The following is a 23,642-nucleotide window of genomic DNA, read 5'->3' as shown; positions in this document are numbered from 1 at the left end:
CCCGTAACGGGATGTGTGCCGCCGTCGACGCGCCGCGGCAAGCGCGCGCTTTACAAGTGAGCCGCCGCCCCCTCTTAGTCGCCTGTGAAGGGAAGGGCGATCGAACGATGCGCATGGGCGAGATCCTGGAGGCGGCGAGGCGTTCGCCCTTTCTAGGCGACCTGACGCCGTACGACCGCGACCCGTGGCGAACCATCTTCGCCGTGCCGGTCGGCGTTCTGGCCGGCGCCGTGGCCGCCCTGCTCGGCGCGATCACCGCGACCCTGGCGGCCCTGCTGATCGTCAGCGGCCTGGACGGCGCGCCGGCGGCCGGCGATCTGTTCCGAATCTTCAGCGACCCCACCCTGACCGATCCGTCGGCGCGGCAGTCCCTGTTCCTGCTAGCGGTGCTGGCCGGCGTCAATCTGGGCGCGGCGGTCGGCTTCGTCTACGCGGCCGGCGCGATCCACCACCGCAAGATCACCGAATACGTCAACAGCGGCGGACGCTTCCGCAAGCGCCTGCTGGTCGGCGGGCTCGTAATTGTCGGCGGGGCGATGACGGGTCTGGTGACCATCGCGGCCATCACCGGCCAGACCATCGATCCGCCGTTGTGGCGCGTCTCGCCGAACCTGGTCGGGCGCGCGCTCTACGCCGCGATGGCCATCGGCTTGCTAATCCTGGCCGCCGCGGCCGAGGAGCTGGTGTTCCGCGGCTGGCTGCTGAAGCAAAGCGCCGCCTATGTCCGCGATCCGATCGTGCTGATGGCGCTGAACGGCTTGCTATTCGCCGTGATCCACTTCGACCCCAACATCGACGCCTTCCTGGTCCGCGTCGCCATGGGGGCGGGCCTGACCTGGATGGCGCTGCGCCTGGGCGGCATCGAGCTGGGCATCGGCGCCCACGCGGCCAACAACGCCGTGATCCTGTTGCTGATCCGCCCGATGACCACGCGCCCCGACGCGCCGCACGAGTTCAAGGCCGGCCTGATCGCCAGCGCCCTCGTCATGCTGGCCGGCCTGATCGGCGTCGCCGAACTGGCGGCCCGTTGGCCGGCCCTGCGCCGCTGGACGCGCGAGCAAACGCCGGCGGCGGCGTGAGGCTGAAATCAAGGACCACAAGGTCCAAACCTAGGGTGGAGACCATGGCCAGACCCCTCATGATCGGCGCGATGGCGCTGGCGCTCGTCGCGCCGTTTGGCGGCGGCGCGATCGCTGGGACCAGTCCCGCTCCCGCCGACCCGACCAGTTTCGCGAGCGCCGCGGATGTCCAGGCCCAGCTGCGCCAGATGCTGGCCGAGATGAGGCCCGACCAGGGCTTCATGTGGCGCCCCCTGGTCCGCGACGGCGCGAACGTGGCGGCGATCGAAATCTGGAAGAAGCCCGGACGCCCCGCCGTTCATCCCGACCAGGCCGAGTACGCCATCGTGCTGGAGGGGTCGGGAACGCTGCTCTCGGGCGGCGTCATGGCCGATCCCAAGGTCAGCAACCCCACCCTGGTCGAGGGCAGCCGGATCGACGGCGGCGTGACCCGGCCGCTGGCCCCAGGCGACGTGATCCTGGTTCCCGCCGGCGTTCCGCACTGGTTTGGGATCACCGGCGAGCGGCTGGTCCTGCTGGGGATCAAGCTGCCCGCCGGAAAGTAGGCCGAACGCGCTCTAGCGCTTGGGACCACCGCGCGGCGCCGGGCCTCGGCCGCTGGCGGGGCGAGGGCTGGGACGCCCCATCGGCTTGCCGGACTTCTCCGACACCCGGCGCGCGGCGCCGTCGGCCGCCTTGGGGGCGGGCTTGCCTGCGGGACGCGCCGCCGGCTTGCCGCGCTGGGCAGGCTTGCGGTCGTCGATGAACTTGGTGTCGAGCGACTTGGGCGCGCGCTTGGGCTTGGCCGCGCCCTTGGCCGGCGCGTGCGGCGAGACCTTCTTCTTGGGCTTGGCCCAGCCGGCCTTGTAGACCGGCTTCTCCGGCTTTTCCGGCGTGGCGGGCTTCAGCTCGCGATCGGCGCGCGGGACGCCCCGACGCTGGAGCTCGCCGCCGCCGTCCGTGCCCGGGGCCTTCACCGGATTGGCGATGCCCGTGAACTTCGGACGATCGCCGGTCGGCATGTTCTCGGGCGGCACGACGCCTTCCAGGAGCTCGCGGATCACCCGGGGCCCGACCTCCTCGATCTGGCCGGCGGCCAGGGTCGCCAGGGCGAACGGACCGTAGGACATGCGGATCAGGCGATTGACCTTCAGGCCGACCGACTCCAGCACCTTGCGGACCTCGCGGTTCTTGCCTTCCGACAGCGAGACCGTGATCCAGATGTTCTTGCCGCCGCCCGCCTTGTCGTGGGCCTTGTCCAGCTTGGCCTCGATCGGGCCGTACTTGACGCCCTCGATCGTCACGCCGTCCTTCAGGGTGTCGAGCTTGGCCTGGGTGGTGTCGCCGAAGGCGCGGGCGCGATAGCGGCGGACCCAGGCGTTGCTGGGGGTCTCCAGCGCCCGCGACAGCTCGCCGTCGTTAGTCAGCAGCAGGAGGCCCTCGGAGTTCAAGTCCAGGCGCCCGACCGAGATCAGGCGCGGCAGATCCTTGGGCAGGGTCTGGAACACCGTCGGCCGGCCCTTGGGGTCGTTGTGGGTGGTCATCAGGCCGGTGGGCTTGTGGTAGCGGAAGATCCGTGTCGGCTCGCGCTCGGCCACCAGCTGGCCATCGACGGTCAGAAAGTCGCCCGGCCTGACCTTGATCGCCGGCGTCGTCAGCACCTTGCCGTTGATCGCCACGCGGCCGGCCTCGATCAGCCGCTCGACCTCGCGCCGCGAGGCCACGCCCGCCCGCGCCAGGGCCTTGGCCACCCGCTCGCCCGGGCCTCCGTCAAGATCGCCGTCTTGACCGTCGAGTTCAGGCTCGTACAGGGGATCGTGTGGCTTTGTCATACTGGGCGTCCTTCTTGGGCTGGGCGCATCTCACGATGGGCTTTTTCAAGGTCTGCTAATGCGCACCGATCAGGACGAGGATCAAGACCACCACGCGATGCGCCTGGCGCTGGACGCGGCCCGGGCGGCCGCCGAGGCGGGCGAGACGCCGGTCGGCGCGGTGATCCTTGATCCCAAGACCGGCGAGGTCATCGCCGCGGCCGGCAACGGCCCGATCGCCGCCCACGATCCCACCGCCCACGCCGAGATCGCGGCCATGCGGGCCGCGGCCGCCAAGCTCGAGAACTATCGCCTGACCGATCTCACCCTGGTCGTGACCCTGGAGCCCTGCGCCATGTGCGCCGGCGCGATCAGCCACGCGCGGATCGGCCGGGTGGTGTTCGGGGCCGAGGATCCGAAGGGCGGCGCCGTCGTCCATGGCCCCAAGTTCTTCGCTCAAGCCACCTGCCACTGGCGGCCGGAGGTCACGGGCGGCGTGCTGGCCGAGGAGAGCGCCGAGCTCCTGCGCGGCTTCTTCCGGGCGCGCCGGAAGGTGAAAAGCTGAACAGCCTCAGCTGATCAGGGCCGAGCCCAGCAGCACCTTGGAGCCGGGCTTGCCCAGCACCTGGTCGGCGACCTTCTGCAGCTCGCGGGCGACATAGTCCATGTCCGGCGCCGCGCCGCCGCGCAGGCCCGCGGCGTAGACCATCAGCACCTGGGCGAAGGCGGCCCGCAGGCGCGGCGTCGAGGCCTGGGCCCGCTTCATCAGCTCCGGATCCTTGACCTCCAGGCCCGTCTCCAGGGTGATGACCCCGCGACGCCCGTCGCGGCGCATGATCACCGCGTTGATCGGCGCCAGGGCGAAGTAGGTAACCGGCTCTTCCTTCTTCTTGCCGCCCTCGTTGGCGAGCGCCGGCGCGGGCGCGGCCAGGGGCGCGGCCGTCAGCAGGGCGGCGAGCAGAAGACAAAGCGGGCGAGAGCGGCGCATGCGGCCCTGATACCTCGACGTGAGTTGACGTCCTCTTTACGTCTATGGGCGCACACAGGGAGTTAACCACGATTCAGAGTCGCGGCCGCCGCTAGGCCGCGCGCCTCAGGAGACAGAACTTGGGCCGTTTCTCCCCCAAATCCCTCGACCTGGACGGCAAGGTGATCCTGGTCACCGGCGGCACCGGCTCGTTCGGCCGACGCTTCATCGAAACCGTGCTGCGACGTTACGCCCCGCGGAAAGTCATCATCTATTCCCGCGACGAGCTGAAGCAGAGCGACATGCAGATCGAGCTGCGCGAGCAGTTCGACGAGAAGACCTTCGGCAAGCTGCGCTTCTTCCTGGGCGACGTCCGCGACCGCGAGCGCCTGACCCTGGCCTTGCGCGGCGTCGACATCGTCATCCACGCCGCGGCCCTGAAGCAGGTCCCGGCGGCCGAGTACAATCCGTCCGAGTGCATCCACACCAACGTGCTGGGCGCCGAGAACGTGGTCTGGGCCAGCCTCAACAACGGCGTGAAGCAGGTCGTGGCCCTGTCGACCGACAAGGCCTGCAACCCGACCAACCTCTACGGCGCGACCAAGCTGGCTTCGGACAAGACCTTCGTGGCCGCCAACAACCTGTCGGGCGACATCGGCACGCGGTTCTGCGTCGTGCGCTACGGCAACGTGGTCGGTTCGCGCGGCAGCGTGGTGCCGCTGTACCGCCGTCTGCTGGCCCAGGGCGCGACCGAGCTGCCGGTCACCGACCCGCGCATGACCCGCTTCTGGATCACCCTGAACGAGGGCGTCGACTTCGTGCTGTCGTCCCTGACCATGATGCGCGGCGGCGAGATCTTCGTGCCCAAGATCCCCTCGATGGCCATGCCCGACCTGGTCAAGGCCATGTCGCCGACCGCCGGCATGAAGGTGGTCGGCATTCGCCCCGGCGAGAAGCTGCACGAGATCATGATCAGCGCCGACGACGCCCGCGCCACCGTCGAGTTCGAGGACCGCTACGCCATCGAGCCCAACTTCGCCGAGTTCGGCCGCAAGCCCTATTCGGCCGCGGACGGGGCCAAGCCCGTCCCCGAGGAATTCTCCTACAGCAGCGACAACAACCACGATTGGCTCTCGCCCGAGGGCCTCTTGGCCATGCTGGAGGAAAAGGCCGCGCGATGAGCGGACCCTTCCTCCCCTACGGCCGCCAGACGATCGAGGACGACGACATCGCGGCCGTCGCGGAGGCCCTGCGCGGCGATTTCCTGACCACCGGCCCGACGGTCGAGGCGTTCGAAACCGCCTTCGCGAACAAGGTCGGCGCGGCCCACGCCGTGGCCGTCTCCAACGGCACGGCGACCCTGCACCTGGCGATGATGGCGCTGGGCGTGGGAGAGGGGGACACCTGCATCGCCCCGTCGGTCACGTTCCTGGCGACCGCCAACTGCGCCCGCTATGTCGGCGCCGAGGTGGTGTTCGCCGACGTCGATCCCGATAGCGGCCTGATGACCCCGGAGACCTTGGCGGAGGCCCTCGACCGCGCGGCCGACCGCCGCGTGAAGGCGATCCTGCCGGTCCACCTGCGCGGCGATGTCTGCGACCTGCCGGCCCTGAAGGCCCTGGCCGACGCGCGCGGCGCGGCGCTGGTCGAGGACGCCCCGCACGCCCTGGGCTCGATCGGGACTTTCGACGGGCTCGCCCACCCCGTCGGCGACGGCGCCTATTCCAGCTTCGCCAGCTTCTCGTTCCATCCGGTCAAGACCCTGGCCACCGGCGAGGGCGGCATGCTGACCACCAACGACGCGGGCTTGGCCGATCGCGCGCGCCGGCTGCGCTCGCACGGCATGGTCCGCCCGGCCGGCGGCGATCCCTGGTGGTACGAGATGCCGGAGCTGGGCTTCAACTACCGCATCCCCGACGTGCTCTGCGCCCTGGGCCTGTCGCAGCTGAACAAGCTCGATCGCTTCGTCGCCCGGCGCCGCGACCTGACCGCGCTCTACGCCCGCCTGCTGCCCGAGCGCGCGCCCGAGGCCCGACTGGCCGCGAGCCCGGCGCACTCGAACCCGGCCCTGCATCTGCTGACCGTGCTGATCGACTTCGAGGGCCTGGGCCTAACCCGCCGCGCCGTCGTCGAGGCCCTGAAAGCCAAGGGCGTCGGGACCCAGGTCCACTACATCCCGGTCCACCGCCAGCCTTACTACGTGAACCGCCAGGGCCTGGCCGACCTCCCCGGCGCCGACGCCTGGTACAAGCGCTGCCTGACCCTGCCGCTCTTTCCAGCCATGACCGACGGCGACGTCGAGCGGGTGGTGGACGCGCTGGCCGAGGTGTTGGGCTAGGGCGCCGTTCAGACTGTCGATCGCGAGGGTTGCGTTGGCCGGTCTTGTACCGCCCCCCTAGCCATCCAGCTGGTAGCGCTTGCCGCGCGCGGCGATGTCGGGGTTGATCGCCAGGGCCTTGGCCTTGTCCGCGTCGGCCTCGGCGACCTTGCCCAGGCGGCGCTCGACGAGGGCGCGGGCGTAGAGCGACCAGGCGGCGCGGGGCGACGCCTTCACGGCGGCGTCGTAGTCGGCCAACGCCTTCTCCAATTCGCCACGGCGGAAGCGGACCAGGGCGCGGCTGTCCAGGAAGGCCGGATTGCCGGGGCGGAGGCGTAGCGCCGCCTCGCAATCGCTCATCGCCTTGTCCAGTTCACGGTTTAGCAGCGCCCGCGCCCAACACCGGCCGTTCAGCGCCTCGGCGCGCGCGACGTCCTCGGGATGACTTTTCAGCCACAGATCGTAGTTGGTCAGGGACTGCTCGGGCGCGTCGAGGGCGGAATACAGACCGGCCAGGTGCAGTCGGGCCTGGGCGGACGGCGCCAGGGTCTCGTCGGCGGCCTTGAGATCGGCCAGCGCCCCGACAGGATCGCGCGAGCCGCGGCGCAGTTGGGCGCGGGTCAGGCGCGCCTCCGCGTCCTTCGGATCCAGCGCGATGGACTTGTCCAGGTCGGACGCGCCGAGCAGCACTTGGCGGTTGGAGAGGCGCGCCCGGGCGCGCCGCAGCCAGTAGTCCGCGTCGTCCGGAGCCAGGGCGATGGCCTTGTCGAAATCGGCGATGGCGGCGTCGAACTTGCCGTTCGAGGCTAGCACCGCGCCCCGCCGGGCATAGCCCGGCGCGTCAGTCGGCTCGGCCTCGTTGTCGGTCAGGTCCACCGCATTGCCGGCGTGATCGACCGCGCCCTTGGGGCTGATCCCGAACAGCGGCCCGCCTTCGTAGGTGAAGAACATCCGGCGGTTCTGGTTGTCGACGAAGACCCGGTGGCTCAGGAAGAAGTCGATGCCGATCAGCATGTCGGCGCTGCCCAACTCCCCTTCGAAGATCCGCAACCAGGGCTTGCTGATCACCTCTCCGCCGATATCGATCTTGTCGAACCGCGCCTTCCAGGTCCGCACGCGCTTCTGGCCGACGCCCGAGCTGAAGCCCTCCAAGGGCAGGCCGTCCTTCGGCGGGTTGACGCCCAGGCGTTTGGCCGCGTCCAGCGTGAGGAGCGAACTCGACGCGCCGGTGTCGAACATCGCCTTGAGCTTGACGCCGTTGACCTCGACCGTGCCCACCGTGTGTCGGTCGCCGTCCTCCATCGAGGCGATGCGCATGGTGGTGAAAGGCTTGTCCCCGGCCCAGTACGCCAGACCGATATCGCCGCAGTCCTTGGTCTTCATGAGCCGAACGGCGCCATGGCCCAGGTCGTATTCCACGCCCGCCAAGCCGAGAATGTTCTGGCCCAGGAAGCCGGCGTAGCGCGTGGAGCTGCCGCCGACCGCGAACTCGATCCGAGACAGCTTCTGTCCGGCGATCACGAACTCCTTGGCCGTCGCCACGCCGAGCGAGGTTTCGCCCCCCACCCCTTTCAGGCGCGGATTGCCGTTCAAGCCGCCAACCGAGAGGCCGAGCTCCTGGGCCGCGCCGGCCGACATCGTGCTGTGGAACGCGCCGCTGTCGACGATGAAGCGCGCCTCGCGCCCATTGATCTGGGCCGTCATGACCGGCGCGAGGCCTTCCATGGTGATGGGAAGCTCGGCCAGCTTCATGACCTGGCATTTCGACGCCGCGAGGGTCTGGGTGGACAGTAGGGTGATGGCCAGGGCGAGGCCCGACGCGCGCAACGCGGAAAACATCGACGACACCTCGCCCTTAGCGACAGCAAGATCACTTCACCCGTAAAGCGATCTTCCTACGTCGATCCGCGCTCGGCAAGCGCGTCGAACGCCGCCTCCCCGCGCACGCGAACGTCAGACTCCGACCTATGGCGGACATCAGTTCGGTCGGCTTCTGGGCGGTCAGTCGGCTGCAGACGCGAGCACCGCCGCCGGCCGGCGTGAGTCATCTTCATGGCCGTCTGCAACTTAGTGGCTTTCGGCGCCTATGCAGGTCCGACCACTGCCGCCGTGGCACCCGCCGTCTTTTGACGGCATCGCCTTCTGAATTTAAGCCGGGCAATGTAGCGTCGCCATGGCCAAGCCAGGGGGGGGCATGATGGGCAAACGCCTGGATAACAAAGAGCAGGCGACCGAAGTGATCCGACTTGCTGGTCTCGCCCTGCGCCACTTCGAGGTGTGGCGGGTGTACACCGATCAAACCTCCCTGGACCGGTTATTCCCGGCGATGCGGCATTTCCCCGACTTCGTCCGTTTGGACGAACACGCCCACCGGGAACTCTTTCTGCTCTATCTCGGGTGCCTCTTCGAGACCAACGGCAATACTATCAACCTCGCTGGCCTCATTGAGGCGGCCGCGAAGGCGAGCGACAGATTCGACAAGGAGAGGGTCTCGGGCAGCCTCAAGGAGGCGGACGAGATGATTAGAAAGATCGCCATGGTGCGCGGCGGCGCGGTGGCCCATCGAGGCATCTCGATCTCGCGGAAGGATCTCTTCGAGAAGGCCGGGCTTAAGCCTGACGACTTGCGTGTCTTAGTCGACGACGCCGAGCAGATCGCTTACGCGATCGGCAGGGCTTTTGGCATAGCGCCCTTCACGGTATCGGTCCTGGCTACAGTTGAGCTGGACGCCATCTACACTCGCCTCCTTCCCGATGCAGGCGCTGAAGGAGGGACGACTGGGTCTTATGAGGCGAAAAACACCCGAGGATGATCAACCTCCTCCCCAACGTTGAGCGAGTACGCTCACTCATGCTCCGCCCTCGGTCCAGCCGTAGGCTCCACCTTCACGGGCAACCCCAAAAAAGCAACCCATAGGCAAGGGCGATGATGTTATGGCTCCGCTTAAGCTAAAGCGGGGCCGCAAGTTGAGCGCTGAAGATCAAACGGTATCGCCAGAGGACATCTACCATTTCGGCCGAACGGCAATGGAGCCGATCGCGAACTGGACGGCGGCAGACTACTCGTGGGCGGGTTTGGCGACCAAGGATTGGAACGGGCCACCGGGCTGCACGACCCTGCAGGACTACTGGAGGCTCGATCCAACCACTGGCCGTTTGCGATCTGACGCAGCGCTTCGCAAGGCGCGAGAGCTAGTCACGACGCCGGGCGGTGTCGATTACTGCATTCATCATCTTTCCGACCAGCTTCTTAAGAGCTTTCCCGTGCGAACCCGCGAGGCAATTCGTCGCCGTCGGGTGGCGGGCCTGCAGGTCCGTATAGCCTCTGCCAATCGCGTCGAGGCCACCGTCTTTAAGCGCCAGTTTCACATCAGTGGCATCGACAGTCGCGCCCAGCTGCAGGGAACATGGATCTGGCCAGGCAGCTTTTCGGGCGCTCGTGAGATCAACGCTAACTTAAGCGAGAGCTTCATTCTCAAGGCCGACTTCGAGCGACGTGTTCGCTTTGGCCCGGCGACTGACTTCGAATCAGCCTTCTTCTATGAAACAGCGCGCTTTGCGGAATGCCGCTTCTTCCAGGTATCTTTCGACAGAGCTTACTTCCACAGCGGGGCGTCCTTCACCAAGGCTTGGTTTCTTGGCGCGGCATTGTTCGACGAAGCCGTGTTCGAGGTCGGCGCTAGCTTCGTCGATACGCGTTTCAATCTCAGCGCGGACCTCAACGACGCATTCTTCCCCAATGGAGCGGACTTTTCTCGGGCGCGCTGCCAAGACTTCGTCGCCGCAGGCGCGGTATTCCTCAACGCGTCCAAGTTCGAGGCGATACGCGTGAAGGGCGTGGCCAATTTTGCAGGAGCCTATGTCGCGGGATCATCCAGCTTCACCGATGCCGAGTTTGGTCCGCACTCCACTTTCTACGGCGCTCACGTCGGGACCCCTTTCGACGGCAAGGGCATGGCCGAGACAAAGAAGGTCCGAGGCCCTGTCGATTTCTCCCGAGCGCGGTTTGGTATCTGCAGCAGCTTTGAACGAAGCGTCTTCGGGGGGGTGGCGCTGTTCGTGGGCACCGTCTTTCAACCCAGTGGATCGTTCGCCGACGCCCGCTTCCTGGATGACGCGAATTTCAACGCTGCCGCACTGGGGCGCGCTATGAAATTTCAGCGGGTGGTATTCAAAGGCGACGCTTACTTCGCCGCGATGGAGCACTCCAGTCTGGCTAGTGGGATCGCCGCAGAACGAAATTTTGCGCCAAGTGCGGCAGAGTTTCACGCCATCGATTTTACCCGAGCAGTCTTCGGAAAGTTAGCCTCGTTTCCCGGCCGGCGCTTTCAAGAAGAAGCTATATTCGAGGAAGTTATCTGGCGCGGACCAATAAACTTCGCCGGCGCCACGTTCCGTCATGACGTCAACATCGAATACACTAGATTCGCCAATAGCGACCGAGGGCTCTGGCCCGGTCCACTTTCCCTCAAGCGGCTGTGGTGGTCACTCGCTTGGGATAATCGTGGACGCTTGAAAACGGGTTTCTCTAGCCTGGCCGCGTTCGATGCCGTACGGGCTCGCCGCTGGGCGCGCTTCACTGCGCCCGTCGAGCCGCGGGGCCTCATGGCCGTTTTCCGCCAATGGGGATGGATTGAGCCAAACCCAGATGACGAGCCAATCACCGACAGGGCGGTGGCGCGTAAAATTGTTGACGAGCAGTACGCAAAACAAGAGACCGCATTCCGCTCACTACGGGCGGCGTTAGCAGCAGCCGCAGTGAAGGTTGGCGAGAATAGATTGTTCGAGCTGGAGCTCGTCGCGCGATATCGACGCCCCGAGGCTCCGGGTGTCGGGGCGGCCGAGCGTATCTTAGCTTGGCTCTATCATACGTGCTCTCGCTTTGGTCAAAGCCTTATAAGGCCACTATTGGCGTGGGCCGCCCTAATACTCCTATCGGTGCCAGTGTACTGGGTGATGGGAAAGGGCAGCACTGCTGAGGTGCTCGCCTATCTACCGGGGCCCGGCCGCACTACGCTGGATCCAGACCTAGGTCGGGCCCTACAAGCAAGCCTCGCGGGTGCCTTTAAACCTTTCGAAGTTTGGGCAAGCGGCTACGAACGGCAATTCGTCGAGCCGATGAGCGCAGACGTTGCGTGGCTTGCGCGGGTAACTAGGACTTGGCCGATCGTTTCAAGACTATGGAGTTCGGCGGTGTCGGTCCTCTCGCTGACATTGCTCTTCCTGTTTGGCTTGGCGATCAAACGCCGCTTCCAAGTATCGTAAAGAGCAACGGCACCCCGAGAAAGGCGGCGAGGGCGATTAAAGTCTTTCGCATACTGCGACCTTGGCAGCACGAGGGTCCCCTAACCAGCCAAAGCCGACGTTAGACTGTTCGGCTGATGGCGAGGCTGGGCTGGATATCCGGGCCGCTAAGCCGCCTTGCCCACCAGGCTCTTGATCAGGTCCATGGTCTGGGGCGAGTCCGCGAGCTCCTCGCGGGCGCCGGGACCGCGGGCAAGCTTGAGGGCCTCGAAGCGGGCCTTGTCGGCGACCGGACCGGTGGGGCCTGACTCGCCCATGGCCAGCTTGGCCAGCAGGGTCAGGCGGTGCGGCAGGGGCGCGGGGGCGCGGACCAGCATGGTCAGCAAGCGCGTGTCGCCCTCGATCTGGGCGCCGATTTCGCCGAGCTTGGCGCACAGCGGCTCGTAGTCCTCGCGCACCAGGCCCGAGCGGGTCAGCTGTCGCTGCAGGCCCGCCAGTTGGCCGAGCTTGGCGACCGGGGAGTCGGGTCCCTGGCGCATCTCCTTCTCGAACCGCATGGCGCTGATATTGCCGTTCAGCCAGCGGGCGGCGTTGCGCTTGTTGACCGCGCCCATGACGTTCTCGGCGAGGCGGATCAGGATCTTGATCTCTTCGTAGGACGAGCGGTCGCGGCCCAACAGGCTGTCGATGAACTCGCCGTTCAGCAGGGTCTTCGAGCGGGTGGTGAAGGCGGCCTGGATGTCCTCGGCCTGCAGGATGCGGCCGGCGGCGGCGGTCAGGCTCATGGCCAGGGCGCGCAGATATTCGATCTCGGACTCGGCGTCGCCGGGCTTGAGGCGACGCACGCCGTTCAGTTCGGTCAGCACGCGCTCGGCGATGGCCTTGCGGACGGTCGGGAAGTCGTCGCCCGACAGCCAGTCGCTGAGGCGCCTGGCCGTGCCGGAGAGCTCGGGCATGCAGGCGCGGACGCTGGATTCGATGCGGATCAGGGCCTCGACCGCCGCGCCGCCGGTCAGGCGGGTCATGGCGGCCAGGGTCTGGCCGAGATCGCCCTTGGTGGTGTCCAGCAGGTCGGCCATGCCGGCCCGCGAGCCGATGATCTCGGCCAGGGGCTGCTCGATGGCGCTCAGGGCCGCGGCCCGGGCGCGCGGCTCGGACGGGGCGGCGTCGGCCAGGTCCAGCAGGCGGGCGATCTTCTCCGACCAGTTGACGGCGGGCGCGATCGAGGCGGCGACGCCGGCGCCCAGCAGGAAGGCGCGATCGGGATCGGCGACCAGGCGCTCGGCGGCCTTGGCGAAGCCTTCCTTGTCGAGGTCGGGCAGCGCGCCCTTCTTGAACGCCTTGCTCAGATTGCCGATCGTGCGTTCGACTAGGCCCTGGAAGTGGCGGATGATTTCGTGGACCGAGACGCCCCGCGCCTCGGCCTCGGGAATGGCGATCTTCTGCAGGGCGTGCTGCAGGTCGGTGCCGGACGCCTCGAGCTTCTCGACCAGGTCGGGACGGTGCAGCAGCTCGAACGGCGTGGCCTTGTGGCGGGTCAGCCAGCCTTCCAGCAGGCGGCCGATCCGGTCGCGAGCGTGGGCGGTGTAGAGGTCGGCGGGCTGGACGCAGAGCGGATCGCGCTCTTCCTCTTCCTTCTTCGGCTTGCCGCCGTCGACGAGGCCCTTGGTGAAGATGGCGATCGACTTGTATTCGCCGGTCGAGGGGTTCAGCGTCTCCTTGCTGACCCGAACGGCCACGGCGCGGCTCTGCTCCAGGACGTCCTCGGCCGTCTGGATGGCGTGCGCGCGGTTCTCGGTGGCGATCTCGAGCGTCCACTGCGCGCCGACCTTCCGGCGGACAAAAAGTTCGTAATGGATCTGGCTCATTCAGCGATCGCTCCCGAGCCGCGACTATGGCTTGCGAGACCTTAAGGTGAAGTTGAAGGAAACCCGCGTGGGGCGGCGCCGCAATCGCGCCATGCTGGGGCCGCAATGGGTGAAGACTTAGGGCCGGGAAAGCTTTGCCGCGACGCGCGTTGAAGCTGGGACGCTCGATCGATAGGATCGGCCGAGCGCGGAAGGCGAAGGATAAGACCGGATCGATGGCCACCATCACCCTCATTGACGACGACGAGAACATCGTCGCCTCGATCGCGATGACGCTGCAGGCGCATGGCCACACCGTGAGCCACTTCCATGACGGGGTGTCCGGGCTGGAAGGCGTCGAGGCCAATCCGCCGGACCTCGTCATCCTGGACGTCAAGATGCCCCGCATGGACGGCATGGAAGTGCTGCGCCGCCTACGCCAACACTCCGAGATCCCGGTGATCATGCTGACCTCCAAGGACGAGGAGATCGACGAGGTCCTGGGCTTCAACCTCGGCGCCGACGACTACATGCACAAGCCGTTCAGCCAGCGCCTGCTGGTCGAGCGGGTCAAGGCGGTGCTGCGCCGCGCCCGGCCCGACGGCGAGGCGACCCCGGCCGATCCGAACGCGGCCGGCTCCAAGGTCATGAAGCGCGGCAAGCTCACGCTCGATCCCGCCCGCCACGACAGCCTCTGGGACGGCAAGCCCGTCCGCCTGACGGTCACCGAATTCCTGCTGCTGCAGGCCCTGGCCCAGCGTCCCGGCTTCGTGAAGAGCCGCGACAACCTGATGGACGCGGCCTACGACGATCAGGTCTATGTCGACGACCGCACGATCGACAGCCACATCAAGCGCATGCGCAAGAAGTTCCGCCAGGTCGATCCAGAATTCGACTCCATCGAGACCCTGTACGGCGTTGGCTATCGTTACCGCGAAGCCTGAGGCGGCGGGCGGCGACCCGCCCCGGCCCAGGCGGCGCCTGGCCTGGCCGCGCGGCTCGCGGCTGGGCCGGCTGATCATCACGCTGAACGTCCTGGCCCTGGTGATCGTGGTGGTCGGGGCGCTGGTGCTGAACGAGCTGCGCAGCGGCCTCGTCAACGCGCGGATCGACAGCCTCAGCACCCAGGGCGAGCTGATCGCCAACGTCATCGACCAGTCGGCGACGGTGGGCGAGCCCGAGCCGGCGCTCGACCCCTACACCGCCAGCGCCATCTTCCAGCTGCTGTTCATCCCGCGCTCGCAGCGGGCGCGCCTGTTCGACGCCCAGGGCAAGGTGCTGGCCGACTCGTTCGTGGTCGCCGACCGCGTCGACTGGAAGGTCCTGCCCCCCGCCCGCAAGCCCGGCCAGACCCCCGAGGGTCCGCCCAAGACCCCCGCCGAGGAGGCCAAGGCCCAGCGCGCCCAGAAGGCCCTGGCCGACGAGATCGCCCAGGCCATGAAGGGCCGCACCGTCGCGGGCACCCGCATCTCCGAGAACGGCGAGCGGGTCGTGTCGGTGTCGATCCCGATCCAGCACGTGCGCGCCATCCTCGGCGTCCTGACCCTGGAGGCCGGCGACGTCGACCAGATCATCGCCGCCGAGCGCAAGGCCCTGCTGCCGTTCATCGTCGTGGCCATGATCGCGATCCTGGTCTCCAGCGTGCTGCTGCACCGCCTGATCGCCATGCCCGTGCTGCGCCTGGCGCGCGCCGCCGACCACGTCCGCCTGCAGGGCGCGCGGGCCATCTCCCTGCCCGACCTGTCGCGCCGGCACGACGAGTTGGGCGACCTGTCGCGCTCGCTGGAGGAGATGACCCATTCGCTGTCCGAGCGCATGGACGCCATCGAGCGCTTCGCCGCCGACGTGGCCCACGAGATCAAGAACCCCCTGACCTCGATCCGCTCGGCCATCGAGACCCTGGACCTGGTCACCGACCCGGCCGCCCGCGCCCGGCTGCTGGCCATCCTGCAAAGCGACGTCAACCGCCTGGACCGGCTGGTCACCGACATCTCCAACGCCTCGCGCCTGGACGCCGAGCTGTCGCGCGAATCGCCCAAGGCCCTGGACCTCAACCGCCTGCTGACCGAGGTCGCCAGCCTCTACGAGGCCCAGCTGCGCCCCGGCGAGGCGCCCGGCAGCGTGCGCGTGCGCCTATCCCTCGCCGATCCGGCCCATCCGGCCTCGATCCTGGCGCGCGAGACCCCGATCGGCCAGGTGTTCCGTAACCTGATCGACAACGCCCGCTCGTTCAGCCCCGCCGACGGCGAGGTCCGGGTCAGCCTGACCCGCGCCCGCGGCCGCCTGATCGCCGCGGTCGAGGACGACGGCCCCGGCATGCCGCCCGACAATCTGGAGACCATCTTCGAGCGCTTCTACACCTCGCGCCCCAAGGGCCGAGCGTTCGGCGGCAATTCGGGCCTGGGCCTGTCCATCGCCCGCCAGATCGTCGAGGCCCACGGCGGCCACATCCACGCCGAGAACCGCCACGACGCCGCCGGCGCGGTCATCGGCGCGCGCTTCGTCGTCGACCTGCCGGAGGCGCGGGCGTGAGCCTCCCAGCGACCCGCCACGCCGGCCTGATCGCCCGCCGCCAGAACGGCTTCTGGCGCGGCGCCCTGATCGAGGGGCCGTCGGGCGTCGGCAAGAGCGACCTGGCCTTGCGCGCCCTGGAGCACGGCTTTCGCCTGGTCGCCGACGACCGGGTCATCGTCTTCACCGCCGGCGGCCGTCTCCACGGCAAGGCGCCCGAGCCCCTGGCCGGCCTGATCGAGGTCCGCGGCCTGGGCGTCATCGCCGCCGCCTCGCCCCTACCCGTCTGCGAGATCGTCGTCCTCATCCGCTGCGTCGAAGCTCCCGAGGCCGTCGAGCGCCTGCCCGAGCCCCGCGCCGAGACCGTCGCGGGCATAAGCCTCCCCCTCTTCGACCTGTGGCCGCGAGAACCCGCCGCGCCGCTGAAAATCGCTCGCATCATGCAGTCTCTTGGAGTCCCCTTCTAACGGGCGTATCAAGGCCGCCCGCGCGGCGTTTCTCGAGGGCGCGCGGGGAATGGGGATCCCGTTTGAGATATCTGGCATGATCGGGCTCGTGATCGTGACGCACGGGCGTCTGGCGGAAGAGTTTGTCTCCGCCATGGAGCATGTGGTCGGTCCGCAGACCGCCGTGAAGGCGATCTGTATCGGCCCCGAGGACGACATGGAGCGTCGCCGCTCCGACATCCTCAAGGCCTGCGCCGACGTCGATCAGGACGGTCACGGCGTCATCCTGCTGACCGACATGTTCGGCGGCACGCCCAGCAACCTGGCCATCTCGGTGATGGAGCAGACCAAGGCCGAGGTCATCGCCGGCCTGAACCTGCCCATGCTGATCAAGCTGGCCAGCGTGCGCCAGCGCGAGAGCCTGCAGGCCTGCGTCGCCCACGCCCAGGAAGCTGGACGCAAATACATCTCCGTGGCCTCCTACGTGCTCGCCGGAGAAAAGTGAGCGGAATGAATTCCAGAACGGTCGAGATCGTCAACGAGCGGGGATTGCACGCCCGGGCCTCGGCCAAGTTCGTGAAGATGGCGTCCAGCTTCGACGCCGAGGTGACCGTCAGCCGCGACGGCGCCAGCGTCGACGCCCGCTCGATCATGGGCCTGATGATGCTGGCCGCCGGCATCGGCTCGACCATCGACATCAGCGCCGAGGGGCCGGAGGCGGAGGCCGCGCTGGAGGCGCTGTGCGAGCTGGTGGCGAACCGGTTCGACGAGGAGCGGTAGGGGCGAAGCCGCCCTTGGACGCTAGGCGCCAGAAGCGGCCCTTCAGCCCCCCGCGGTAAGCGGACATGTCGGCCTGGCGCGACAGATCTCGATCTGCGGCGGCCGCTGCAAGATCGTTCAATAGCTCGCTCCGCCTCACGCTCTAACGGTCGCTGCTCGCCGCACGGACGGCTTGCTGAACGGGAGAGTTTTCATGGCTAGGGCACTCAAGACGGTAGCTGGCGTTGCGGCGCTAGCGCTTGCCTCCACAGCCGCCGCCGCGCCGAAAGCGCCGCATGCGGACAAGACGGTGGTGCTTGTTCACGGCGGCTTCGTCGATGGCTCGGGATGGGAGGGTGTTCACCGCATTCTAGTTCGGGACGGCTACAACGTCGTGGTCGTTCAGAACCCGACGACGTCTCTGACGGACGATGTCGCCGTCACCAAACGCGCGATCGCTTCCGCGCCGGGCGATGTCGTGCTCGTCGGGCACTCCTATGGCGGGGTCGTCATCTCCGAAGCGGGCTCGGATCCGAAGGTGACGGCGCTCGTCTACATCGCCGCCTTCGCTCCCGATAAGGGGGAGTCGGTGTCCTCGCTGATCGCCAACCCGCCGCCCGGCGCGGCGGTCCCGCCCATCCTCCCCCCAGTGGACGGCTACCTGTTCTTGGATAGGGCGAAGTTCGCTAATGCGTTCGCGGCTGATGTCGCGCCGCAAGCCGCGCGCTTCATGGCGGATTCTCAGGTCCCTTGGGGCGTCGCCGCTCTGGAAGGCGCGGTTACGAGTCCCGCCTGGCGCAAGAAGCCAAGCTGGTACCTTGTGGCGACGGACGACCGGATGATCCCGCCGCCCGCTCAACGGGCCATGGCCGAGCGCGCGGGAGCGACCAAGGAAGAAGTTCCCGGCAGCCATGCCGTCTATGTGGCCAACCCGGCTCCCGTCGCGGCCTTGATCGAGAAGGCCGCGCGGAGCGCTCCAGCCGCGACGCCGACACGATAGGCAAGAAGATCCGCTTGCGAGGCTAGCGTCCGCAAGCGGATATTCGTCCTGACGAGAAACATATGCCCGCCGCCCTTCGCCATTCCGCGCTGGATACCGTCCCCATCGACTTCGCCGGCGGCCGCGCGCTCACTATGCGGACCCGGTCCCTACGGAGATCCAAGCTTCAGATCATCGAGGTCGACTACGGCGACCACGGCGGAGGCGACAATGCCAATTTCCCCCGGCTCGAGGACACCTACCTTGTGGGCTTGCGTTACCGCGCCGAGGAGAGTCGGACGTCAGTGCATAACGAGGTGTTCGACTATGGTTCGCCGGCTGGTCACACCCACTTTCTCTATGTTTCCGGCGTCGACTACGTCGAGCTAAACAGTCCCAGCCACACACTGGAGCTACTTCTTCCTTGCGCCTTCATGCACGAGGTGGCCGAAGACCTGGATGCCTCGGGTCCGATCGAGCTCGGGAAGGCCTGCTTCATCAGGTCCGACCCCGTGATCCCGAGAATGGCCGCGCTCGTCCGTCCATACCTTGACGATCCGACTGTCCTCGATCCTCTCTCGGCGGACAGTTTCATGTGGGCATTCGGCGTCTATGTGATGCGACGGTATGGCGGTTTGCGGGATCAGCGCCATGTCACCGGCGGTCTCGCGGCTTGGCAGGAACGGGTGGCCAAGGACTGGATCGAAGCCACTTTGCCAATTGGCACGACCTTGTCTGAACTGGCTCAAGCCTGTGGGCTCGGCGTCAGCCGCTTCTCGCGGGCTTTTCGAGCCTCTACTGGAGCGACGCCCTATGGCTGGGTCATCGCGAGGCGGGTCGAACGCGCCAAGGCCCTACTCGCCGCTTCGCTGCCGTTGGCGCACATCGCTCTGGCCTGCGGATTCGCCGATCAGAGCCACCTGACCAGAACCTTCAAACGCGCGACGGGCATGGCGCCTCGGAGTTGGCAGCTGGCGAACCAAGTGCGCGTTTCCGAGCTTGGATGATGGCGACGACGCGCCAGGCTCGGACATTTATCACCCGACCTCTCCAGGTCGGCGCCCTCCTTACATCTCTTGGAGGCTGGAGCGTGCGGGGCTGAGCGGGTTGGTCAAGGACCGGCCTCTGGCCGGCCGCCGCGCGGCGACGCGGTGCGTCGTCCCCCGGGACCGGCTTCGCCGGCCCGAGGGCAAGCCAAGAGCAACCCGCTCAGCCCCGCGATCGTCTCGCCGCGGGATGTAAGGATGGCTCCCGTCGCTGGGACGGGGGACGACACAGCAGGCCGGCCGCGCATAGCCGGTCAGGACAATCCGCTGAGATCAATTTCTCTCGTCATCCCGGCCGGAAGACCGCGTAGCGGGCTGGAGCGCCGGGACCCAGGGGCGACCGCGATGCGCCGGCCCCTGGGTCCCGGACAGCCTCTGCGAGGCTTCCGGGATGACGAGAGCTTTAGCCTTTGAAATATCGGGAGCTTCGTCTCCGCAATTGCGCCATGGCCCTAGCGCCTCCTGACCGAGCCCCCCCCTACCGAGACGCCCCCTCGGCGACCACCGGGGCCTGGCCCGCGCCCCTGACGTTCAGCGTGACCTCCTCGCCCATCTCGGCGCGCCAGATCATGGTCGCCAGCATGGCGAGCACGACGAGCAGGCCGATCAGGGCGGACCAGTTCACGCTTCCATCGCCCGGTTTCAACATGGTGTGTCGTTCGCCATCGTATCCCCAGGGGGAAGCGAACAGCCGACTTGCCGATCTGTCAAACGGCGTCGCCCCTCTCTCCTCGCGGGAGAGGGTGTCCCGTCAGGGCCGGGTGAGGGGTCTCACGGCGGCCGGACGGGCGATCAACCCCTCATCCGTCGGCTTCGCCGACACCCCGGATCAAGTCCGGGGCAAGCTCTTCTCCCGCGAGGGGAGAAGGGGTCCAGATGCGCTGAACGCTCGGCGTAAGCGAAATCGAAGCGAGCGAAATCAATCGCTTGTCGATTTTACACGCCAATCTGTCCTCCCCCTCTGGAACCACCCCCATACTCAAACCCGTCCCCGTCGCGGGGGAGGGCGCTTGGATCCGGCCCAAAGCGGCGATGGGGATAGGTTGAGCGGGGCCGCTTTCTGGTCCCCGTCCGTTTCGACAGGTCGCGTGGCTTACTCTTTAGGAGCGCGCGCGGGTGACGGGACGGTTCGGGAACAAGGCCGAAAGCGGAGCGACAGGGCGGTGATCGATAAAGCCGCCTATCGTGGATCGTCGGGCTGGAGACGGATGTAGCCGCACCAGCAGGTCCGCGCCCGTCCGGGGGCTAGTGGGAACCCGAGCTGAAACACGCTCACGCCTCCCATCCTCACGGGCAAGAACAGCCTGGCGGAGCGGACGTTCGAGCCGAAACGCAATCAAACCATACGGTCTCCGGGTTCGCCCGGCCGCTCCGTCGCCTCCCCAGCAAACTCGCGGCCGCACGGCGCGAGATCGCTCAGTCACGCCCCCTCCCCTTGATGGGGAGGGGCAGGGGTGGGGTGGCCGGGCGGTCGACGCCGCGCGCCACCGCCACCTCACCAGTCACCCCATCCCCGGCCCTTCCCCATCAAGGGGAAGGGAGAGCGCTTACCCAGCCCAAGGAGAACCCCATGCCCAAGTCCAAGCCGCCCCGCCGCAAGCGCCCGCGCCATGTGAACAGCCACGAGCGCGGGCTGGTCGACTTCTTCGATCGTCTGGAGCGGATCACCGACCGGGCCGAGCGCGAGGCCGAGGCCCTGGCCGATCGCGTGCCGCCCGAGGAGCTCGCGCGGATGCGAGCGACCTGCGCCGAGAACCGGCGCATTTTCGCCGAGGCGCGGGCCGACATGCTCGCTCCCAGCCGAACGCCGGTGCTGGATCGCCTGGTCGGCGAGATGCGGCGGCGCGAGCGCCGGGCGAGCCGGTAGAGCCCCGCCCTACTCCGCCGCGACGAACTCGGCCCGCACCGAGCCCATGGGCTTCAGGTCCAGGTCCTGGAACAGGCGGCTGTCCTCGTCCATGTCGGGCAGCGGGGTGGTCAGAAGCTTGCCGCCGACGAAGATCGAATTGGCGCCGGCCATGAAGCACAGGGCCTGCAGCTCGCGGCTCATGCCCTCGCGGCCGGCCGACAGGCGGACCATCGACTTCGGGCAGACGATGCGGGCGACGGCGATGGTGCGGACGAACTCGATCGAGTCGATCGCCTTGCCTTCGGCCAGGACCTTGTCGCCCAGCGGCGTGCCGCTGACCGGGACCAGGCCGTTGATCGGCAGGCTGTCGGGATGGGCCGGCAGGGTCGCCAGCTGGTGCAGCAGGCCGGCGCGGTCGCGGCGCGTCTCGCCCATGCCGACGATGCCGCCGCAGCAGGTGCTCATGCCCGCGTCGCGGACGTGGCTCAGGGTGTCGAGCCGCTCCTGATAGGTGCGGGTGGTCACCACGTCCTTGTAATAGTCCGGACCGGTGTCGAGGTTGTGGTTGTAGTAGTCCAGGCCGGCGGCCTTCAGGGCCTTGGCCTGGTCGGCGGTCAGCATGCCCAGGGTGGCGCAGGTCTCCATGCCCAGGGCCTTCACCTCGGCGATCATGGTGGCCAGCTTGGGCAGATCGCGGTCCTTCAGCTCGCGCCAGGCCGCGCCCATGCAGAAGCGCTGGGCGCCGCCGTCGCGGGCGGCGCGGGCCTTGGCCACGACGTCGTCGGCCTCCATCAGCTTCTCGGCCTTGAGGCCGGTCTTGAAGTGGGCGGATTGGCTGCAATAGCCGCAGTTCTCCGCGCAGCCGCCGGTCTTGACCGACAGAAGCTGCGAGAGCTGAATTTCGGAGGGATCGAAATACGCGCGGTGGACGTTGGCGGCCCGGTGGACCAGGTCCATGAAGGGGAGGTCGAAAAGGGCCTCGACCTCGGCCAGGGTCCAGTCGTGACGGGGCTCGAACGCGTTGATCTTGCTCATGGCGCGCACGTTTGGACCGGCGCCAGGGTGTTTGCAAGACCTTGGACGAGGTCTTGGCAAGACTGGCGTTCGCGGTCATAGCGCTGTCGGGGCTTGGCGTCGTTAAAGTCCGCGTGGGAGTGGATCAGGTCATGGATCGCGAGATCGAGCTGAAGTTCCTGCTGCCGCCCGAGGCCGCGGGCCAGGCCCTGGCCGAGCTGGAAACCGTCCAGGCGGGAGAAGGCGCGGTACGTCAGCTGGACGCCACCTATTTCGACACCCCCGACCACGCTCTGCGCCGGGCCGGCTACGGCCTTCGGGTGCGCGACGGCGAGGGCGGGCGCAAGCAGACCCTGAAATCGGCCTCGGCTGGCGGCGTGTTCTCGCGCGGCGAATGGGAGACCGTGGTCGAGGGCCCGGGGCCCGATCGCGACGCCCTGGCCCTGACGCCGGCGGCGGCGATGTTGGAGGACCAGCCGCTGGCGCCGGTCTTCACCACCCACGTCGAACGCGTCGTGCGGCTGATCCACGCCGGCGAGGCGGCGATCGAGGCCGCGCTGGACCGCGGCGAGCTCAGCGCCGCCGATCGCCGCGCGCCGGTCTGCGAGCTGGAGCTGGAGCTGAAGGCGGGACCGCCCCGCGCCCTCTTCGACCTGGCCCGCACCCTGGCGGCGCGGGTTCCGCTTCGGCTCTCCTTGGTCAGCAAGGCCGAGCGCGGCTACGACCTCGCGGCTGGGCAGGACGGACCGCCGCCGCGACGCCACGCGGCCGGCTTGAGCCCCAAGGCGACCGTGGGCGAGGCGCTGCAGGCCCAAGGCCGCGCGGACCTTGGCCATCTCTGCGCGGCCCTGGAGGCCCTGCGCGAGCGGCCCGAGGCCGACGCCGTGCATCAGGCCCGTGTCGCCACCCGCCGGCTGCGCGCCCTTTTGAAGATTTTCAAGCCGCTGGCGAAGGACGAGGCCGCCCGGAGCCTGGACGAGGCGCTGTCGTGGCTGGCGGGCGAGTTCGACGCGGCCCGTGATCTCGACGTCTTCGTCGGGGAGGTCTGGCGCGACGCCGCCGCCGGCGCCGAATTCACCGGCAAGGACGCCTTCGAGCGCGGGCTCCAGGCCGTCCACGCCAACGCCTATCTGCGCATGGAGGCCGCCCTCGAAAGCCCCCGCGCCCGCGCCGTGCTGCTGGAGGCGGCCGCCTGGCTCGAGGCCGGCGACTGGACGACCGCGCCCGAACTCGCCGAGATCCGCGACGGCGCCGCCAAGGCCTACGCCGCCGAGGTGCTCCACGATCGCCGCAAGGCGGTGAAGAAGCGCGCCAAACACTTCGACGACCTCGACGCGGAGGCCCGGCATCGGCTGCGCCTGAAGGGCAAGACCCTGCGCTACGCCGTCGAGGACCTCGCGCCGCTGTTTCCCGAGCACGCCGACCGCGCCGACCGCTTCGTGAAGGTCGCCAAGGCGGCGCAGGATACGTTGGGGGCGCTGAACGACCGCTCGGTGCGCGAAAGCCTCGTCAACCTCGCCGCCCACGGCGACTCCGACCTCGCCCGAGCGGCCCACCGGATGGTGCTCGGCGACGAGGAGCAAGAGCTGCTTGACGCCGCGCGCCAGGCCTTGAAGGACCTGATCGACGCCAAGACCTTCTGGTGAAGAGGCTCAGAAACGAAAAAAGCCGCCCGAAGGCGGCTTCTTATCGATCTAGACCCTTGGGTGCGGGGACAGGATTTGAACCTGTGACCTTCAGGTTATGAGCCTGACGAGCTACCGGGCTGCTCCACCCCGCGTCAGGGTGTTTTGTG

General features: G+C 67.9%; 22 protein-coding genes and 1 tRNA gene. 16 read left to right on the top strand and 7 right to left on the bottom strand.

All coding sequences use genetic code 11. From position 1 onward, the window contains the following. Positions 1-113 precede the first annotated feature (113 nt). Positions 114-1,079, top strand: coding sequence for a CPBP family intramembrane glutamic endopeptidase (locus J2728_RS20110; protein ID WP_310001938.1), 966 nt, complete (start codon positions 114-116; stop codon positions 1,077-1,079). Between the two features lie 44 nt (positions 1,080-1,123). Further along, positions 1,124-1,624, top strand: a complete 501-nt coding sequence (locus J2728_RS20105) for a cupin domain-containing protein (RefSeq protein WP_310001937.1) — start codon at positions 1,124-1,126, stop codon at positions 1,622-1,624. Positions 1,625-1,636: 12 nt separating this feature from the next. On the opposite strand, the gene J2728_RS20100 is transcribed toward J2728_RS20105, so the two are convergent. Continuing rightward, positions 1,637-2,890, bottom strand: a complete 1,254-nt coding sequence (locus J2728_RS20100; RefSeq protein WP_310001936.1) for a pseudouridine synthase — start codon at positions 2,888-2,890, stop codon at positions 1,637-1,639. A gap of 58 nt (positions 2,891-2,948) precedes the next feature. On the opposite strand from J2728_RS20100, the gene tadA reads away from it, so the two are divergent. Further along, positions 2,949-3,434 (top strand): tRNA adenosine(34) deaminase TadA, encoded by a 486-nt coding sequence (tadA, locus tag J2728_RS20095; RefSeq protein WP_310001935.1) that lies wholly within the window; start codon positions 2,949-2,951, stop codon positions 3,432-3,434. A gap of 6 nt (positions 3,435-3,440) precedes the next feature. Here tadA and J2728_RS20090 read toward each other — a convergent pair whose 3' ends face one another. Continuing rightward, a complete protein-coding gene (locus J2728_RS20090; protein ID WP_310001934.1) occupies positions 3,441-3,857 on the bottom strand; it encodes a hypothetical protein in 417 nt (138 codons plus the stop codon). Positions 3,858-3,976: 119 nt separating this feature from the next. Between J2728_RS20090 and pseB the strand changes: the two genes are divergently transcribed. Together pseB and pseC are read left to right on the top strand one after the other, a co-directional pair. Continuing rightward, a complete protein-coding gene (gene pseB / locus J2728_RS20085) occupies positions 3,977-5,017 on the top strand; it encodes a UDP-N-acetylglucosamine 4,6-dehydratase (inverting) (RefSeq protein WP_310001933.1) in 1,041 nt (346 codons plus the stop codon). Continuing rightward, a complete protein-coding gene (gene pseC, locus J2728_RS20080; RefSeq protein WP_310001932.1) occupies positions 5,014-6,174 on the top strand; it encodes a UDP-4-amino-4,6-dideoxy-N-acetyl-beta-L-altrosamine transaminase in 1,161 nt (386 codons plus the stop codon). The genes pseB and pseC overlap by 4 nt, the downstream gene beginning before the upstream one ends. Before the next feature lie 57 nt (positions 6,175-6,231). On the opposite strand, the gene J2728_RS20075 is transcribed toward pseC, so the two are convergent. Beyond that, positions 6,232-7,992, bottom strand: coding sequence for an aspartyl protease family protein (locus tag J2728_RS20075; protein WP_310001931.1), 1,761 nt, complete (start codon positions 7,990-7,992; stop codon positions 6,232-6,234). Positions 7,993-8,347: 355 nt separating this feature from the next. Here J2728_RS20075 and J2728_RS20070 point away from each other — a divergent pair, with 355 nt between their 5' ends. Beyond that, entirely contained in the window at positions 8,348-8,965 is a 618-nt protein-coding gene (locus J2728_RS20070) for an AbiU2 domain-containing protein (RefSeq protein WP_310001930.1), read from the top strand. A gap of 154 nt (positions 8,966-9,119) precedes the next feature. Beyond that, positions 9,120-11,417, top strand: coding sequence for a pentapeptide repeat-containing protein (locus tag J2728_RS20065; protein ID WP_310001929.1), 2,298 nt, complete (start codon positions 9,120-9,122; stop codon positions 11,415-11,417). A 146-nt stretch (positions 11,418-11,563) separates the two neighbouring features. On the opposite strand, the gene J2728_RS20060 is transcribed toward J2728_RS20065, so the two are convergent. Further along, positions 11,564-13,264: a hypothetical protein gene (locus tag J2728_RS20060; RefSeq protein ID WP_310001928.1), complete on the bottom strand. Its 1,701-nt coding sequence runs from the start codon at positions 13,262-13,264 to the stop codon at positions 11,564-11,566. Positions 13,265-13,479: 215 nt separating this feature from the next. On the opposite strand from J2728_RS20060, the gene J2728_RS20055 reads away from it, so the two are divergent. From J2728_RS20055 to J2728_RS20025, 7 genes are all read left to right on the top strand, one after another. Continuing rightward, entirely contained in the window at positions 13,480-14,187 is a 708-nt protein-coding gene (locus J2728_RS20055; protein WP_310001927.1) for a response regulator transcription factor, read from the top strand. Then, positions 14,162-15,775: an ATP-binding protein gene (locus J2728_RS20050; RefSeq protein WP_310001926.1), complete on the top strand. Its 1,614-nt coding sequence runs from the start codon at positions 14,162-14,164 to the stop codon at positions 15,773-15,775. The genes J2728_RS20055 and J2728_RS20050 overlap by 26 nt, the downstream gene beginning before the upstream one ends. Next, positions 15,772-16,221: an HPr kinase/phosphorylase gene (locus tag J2728_RS20045; RefSeq protein ID WP_310001925.1), complete on the top strand. Its 450-nt coding sequence runs from the start codon at positions 15,772-15,774 to the stop codon at positions 16,219-16,221. The genes J2728_RS20050 and J2728_RS20045 overlap by 4 nt, the downstream gene beginning before the upstream one ends. 76 nt (positions 16,222-16,297) lie before the next feature. Then, on the top strand, positions 16,298-16,705 hold the full coding sequence (locus J2728_RS20040; protein ID WP_099537668.1) for a PTS sugar transporter subunit IIA: 408 nt from the start codon (positions 16,298-16,300) through the stop codon (positions 16,703-16,705). After that, the gene (locus J2728_RS20035) at positions 16,702-16,980 is read left to right on the top strand and encodes an HPr family phosphocarrier protein (RefSeq protein ID WP_310001924.1); all 279 of its coding nucleotides are present in this window, start codon (positions 16,702-16,704) and stop codon (positions 16,978-16,980) included. Before J2728_RS20040 ends, J2728_RS20035 begins: the two co-directional genes overlap by 4 nt. Before the next feature lie 193 nt (positions 16,981-17,173). After that, positions 17,174-17,959, top strand: a complete 786-nt coding sequence (locus tag J2728_RS20030) for an alpha/beta fold hydrolase (RefSeq protein WP_310001923.1) — start codon at positions 17,174-17,176, stop codon at positions 17,957-17,959. 62 nt (positions 17,960-18,021) lie between these two features. After that, a complete protein-coding gene (locus J2728_RS20025; protein ID WP_310001922.1) occupies positions 18,022-18,945 on the top strand; it encodes a helix-turn-helix domain-containing protein in 924 nt (307 codons plus the stop codon). Positions 18,946-19,462: 517 nt separating this feature from the next. On the opposite strand, the gene J2728_RS20020 is transcribed toward J2728_RS20025, so the two are convergent. Beyond that, entirely contained in the window at positions 19,463-19,609 is a 147-nt protein-coding gene (locus tag J2728_RS20020; protein ID WP_310001921.1) for a hypothetical protein, read from the bottom strand. Positions 19,610-20,554: 945 nt separating this feature from the next. On the opposite strand from J2728_RS20020, the gene J2728_RS20015 reads away from it, so the two are divergent. Then, positions 20,555-20,851: a hypothetical protein gene (locus J2728_RS20015; protein ID WP_310001920.1), complete on the top strand. Its 297-nt coding sequence runs from the start codon at positions 20,555-20,557 to the stop codon at positions 20,849-20,851. A gap of 9 nt (positions 20,852-20,860) precedes the next feature. On the opposite strand, the gene bioB is transcribed toward J2728_RS20015, so the two are convergent. After that, positions 20,861-21,868 (bottom strand): biotin synthase BioB, encoded by a 1,008-nt coding sequence (gene bioB, locus J2728_RS20010; protein ID WP_310001919.1) that lies wholly within the window; start codon positions 21,866-21,868, stop codon positions 20,861-20,863. A 131-nt stretch (positions 21,869-21,999) separates the two neighbouring features. On the opposite strand from bioB, the gene J2728_RS20005 reads away from it, so the two are divergent. Continuing rightward, on the top strand, positions 22,000-23,493 hold the full coding sequence (locus J2728_RS20005; protein WP_310001918.1) for a CYTH and CHAD domain-containing protein: 1,494 nt from the start codon (positions 22,000-22,002) through the stop codon (positions 23,491-23,493). Positions 23,494-23,550: 57 nt separating this feature from the next. Here J2728_RS20005 and J2728_RS20000 read toward each other — a convergent pair. Continuing rightward, positions 23,551-23,627, bottom strand: a tRNA-Met gene (locus tag J2728_RS20000). Positions 23,628-23,642: the final 15 nt, after the last annotated feature.

The sequence above is a fragment of the Caulobacter segnis genome (assembly GCF_031454995.1).
In the GTDB taxonomy this organism is placed as follows: Bacteria; Pseudomonadota; Alphaproteobacteria; order Caulobacterales; family Caulobacteraceae; genus Caulobacter; species Caulobacter segnis_E.
The sequence above is the reverse complement of the archived record's forward strand: the minus strand, read 5'-3'. Positions and strand labels throughout refer to the sequence as shown.

Coding starts and splice junctions, on each gene's coding strand:
- J2728_RS20110 (WP_310001938.1), top strand. CDS start 114: ATGGGCGAGATCCTGGAGGCGGCGAGGCGTTCGCCCTTTCTAGGCGAC.
- J2728_RS20105 (WP_310001937.1), top strand. CDS start 1,124: ATGGCCAGACCCCTCATGATCGGCGCGATGGCGCTGGCGCTCGTCGCG.
- J2728_RS20100 (WP_310001936.1), bottom strand. CDS start 2,890: ATGACAAAGCCACACGATCCCCTGTACGAGCCTGAACTCGACGGTCAA.
- tadA (WP_310001935.1), top strand. CDS start 2,949: ATGCGCACCGATCAGGACGAGGATCAAGACCACCACGCGATGCGCCTG.
- J2728_RS20090 (WP_310001934.1), bottom strand. CDS start 3,857: ATGCGCCGCTCTCGCCCGCTTTGTCTTCTGCTCGCCGCCCTGCTGACG.
- pseC (WP_310001932.1), top strand. CDS start 5,014: ATGAGCGGACCCTTCCTCCCCTACGGCCGCCAGACGATCGAGGACGAC.
- J2728_RS20075 (WP_310001931.1), bottom strand. CDS start 7,992: ATGTTTTCCGCGTTGCGCGCGTCGGGCCTCGCCCTGGCCATCACCCTA.
- J2728_RS20070 (WP_310001930.1), top strand. CDS start 8,348: ATGATGGGCAAACGCCTGGATAACAAAGAGCAGGCGACCGAAGTGATC.
- J2728_RS20060 (WP_310001928.1), bottom strand. CDS start 13,264: ATGAGCCAGATCCATTACGAACTTTTTGTCCGCCGGAAGGTCGGCGCG.
- J2728_RS20055 (WP_310001927.1), top strand. CDS start 13,480: ATGGCCACCATCACCCTCATTGACGACGACGAGAACATCGTCGCCTCG.
- J2728_RS20040 (WP_099537668.1), top strand. CDS start 16,298: ATGATCGGGCTCGTGATCGTGACGCACGGGCGTCTGGCGGAAGAGTTT.
- J2728_RS20030 (WP_310001923.1), top strand. CDS start 17,174: ATGGCTAGGGCACTCAAGACGGTAGCTGGCGTTGCGGCGCTAGCGCTT.
- J2728_RS20025 (WP_310001922.1), top strand. CDS start 18,022: ATGCCCGCCGCCCTTCGCCATTCCGCGCTGGATACCGTCCCCATCGAC.
- J2728_RS20015 (WP_310001920.1), top strand. CDS start 20,555: ATGCCCAAGTCCAAGCCGCCCCGCCGCAAGCGCCCGCGCCATGTGAAC.
- bioB (WP_310001919.1), bottom strand. CDS start 21,868: ATGAGCAAGATCAACGCGTTCGAGCCCCGTCACGACTGGACCCTGGCC.
- J2728_RS20005 (WP_310001918.1), top strand. CDS start 22,000: ATGGATCGCGAGATCGAGCTGAAGTTCCTGCTGCCGCCCGAGGCCGCG.